The sequence below is a fragment of the Moorena sp. SIO3I6 genome, assembly GCF_010672095.1.
The window spans coordinates 1-1,651 of the sequence record NZ_JAAHHU010001122.1 but is presented as its reverse complement, the minus strand read 5'-3'; the positions used below and the strand labels follow the sequence as shown (position 1 = coordinate 1,651).

Sequence of the window (1,651 nt, the reverse complement as noted above, 5' to 3'; positions counted from 1 at the left end):
TGCTCTCAATTCAACAGTTACCATCAGCAACTGTGGCAGAAGTGACTTGGGTTGTTGTATTTATCACATCAGCCTGTTGTCTATTCTTACCTGTACTCAGATGCCGAAAGTTGAATTGATTTGCCATAGCTAGTTGACTAAAAAACTTCCATAGATACAGCCATAGCATTCCCAAAACTATGACTCAGAGCGACAATTGTGTATAAAGATTGCTATAGCAAGCAGGTCAGAGGGATTTAAGCAGTCAGCACAAGCGCTACTTGAGGTGCGTGCGCGTTCAGCACTCAGCTTATTTTATTCAAAAGCACCATCTGTAGCGTGGCACAGGCTTCGAGGCTGTGACGTAACCCATAAGCACCATCTGTAGGGTGGCCATTCGCACCTCAAGCAGGGTGGCCAAACGCGCCCCGCGTGGCCCAAAGGCCAAGGCCAAGCGTGGCCATAGGCCAAGGCCAATAGCCACTCAAGTAGCGTGGGCGTAGCGCTTAAGTTGAACGCGCACGGGTGGGCGTAGCGCTAATCGCGCTATAGCTGATAGCTGAACGCCCACGCACCTCAAGTAGCGCATATGCTTACAGAGCGATTACTTTACCAGACAGCTGGGTAGATTCTTAAGCGATCACAACTGATGCTCATACTCCCCTGAGGTTAATTGTCAACCAAACCCCAATAAACTATGATGCCCCCTAATTTAGAACAACTTTCGGCTCAGCTGGAAAGCCCCAACATGCGCGATCGCTTGATGGCTCTGGCATCACTACGAGATGTTCAAGCCAGTGATGCGGTGCCGCTAATTAAAAAGGTACTTGATGATCCCAATTTACCAGTTCGCTCTATGGCTATATTCGCCCTGGGAGTCAAGCCTACGGAAGAATGCTACCCAATTTTGGTCAAATTTATGGCAACTGACCCAGATTATGGCATTCGTGCTGCTGCTGCTGGGGCTTTGGGATATCTAGGTGACCCCAAAGCCTTTGAAGCTCTAGTTAGGGCGTTCTACGAAGATACTGAATGGTTGGTACGTTTTAGTGCTGCTGTGTCCCTAGGTAACCTCCAAGATCCCCGTGCTCGTGATGTGCTGACCAAGGCGTTAGATAGTCAGGAAGTACTAGTCCAACAAGCTGCTATTGCGGCTTTGGGGGAAATCAAAGCTACAGAAGCTATAGACGATATTCTACGCTTTGCCCAGTCAGAGGATTGGATAGTGCGTCAACGTTTAGCAGAAGCTCTCGGTCAACTTGGTCAGGACAAAAGTATCTCGGCATTAAACTATTTGGCAAAAGACAGCCATCCTCAAGTATCTGAAGCCGCTCAAATGGCTCTATTGCGTTTGTCTAAAGCCTCAAGCTAGTGTAGCATCCTGGTAATTGGGCTAATCATAGCGCGATAGAATCAAGAGTGAACCACTTGATTGAAATTACCAACATCAGTGATATACCACGATCTACCACAAATTTTTACAATCTTAGCCAATGGATATTAAAGAGTTTTTTGAACAGAGCGCTGGCAGATGGTTTTCTCAACGTACTAGTAATCATATTACTTCTCAACCCATTAAAAATGGTAAGTCCAACATCACTATGGAAATGCTATCTGGTGATGCTCCAGAGGTAATCAAACTCTGTAAACAATACCAAATAGAGCCTGGTAA

3 protein-coding genes are annotated in these 1,651 nt (G+C 46.4%); 2 read left to right on the top strand and 1 reads right to left on the bottom strand.

The genetic code is table 11. The features are described 5' to 3' along the window. Positions 1-298 precede the first annotated feature (298 nt). Positions 299-463 (bottom strand): hypothetical protein, encoded by a 165-nt coding sequence (locus tag F6K49_RS46810; protein ID WP_158069554.1) that lies wholly within the window; start codon positions 461-463, stop codon positions 299-301. A gap of 213 nt (positions 464-676) precedes the next feature. Between F6K49_RS46810 and F6K49_RS46805 the strand changes: the two genes are divergently transcribed. Then, positions 677-1,351, top strand: a complete 675-nt coding sequence (locus tag F6K49_RS46805) for a HEAT repeat domain-containing protein (protein WP_075899156.1) — start codon at positions 677-679, stop codon at positions 1,349-1,351. Between the two features lie 121 nt (positions 1,352-1,472). Further along, the coding region (locus F6K49_RS46800; protein ID WP_293109322.1) for a phycobiliprotein lyase at positions 1,473-1,651 on the top strand (179 nt) is incomplete at its 3' end.

Coding starts and splice junctions, on each gene's coding strand:
- F6K49_RS46805 (WP_075899156.1), top strand. CDS start 677: ATGATGCCCCCTAATTTAGAACAACTTTCGGCTCAGCTGGAAAGCCCC.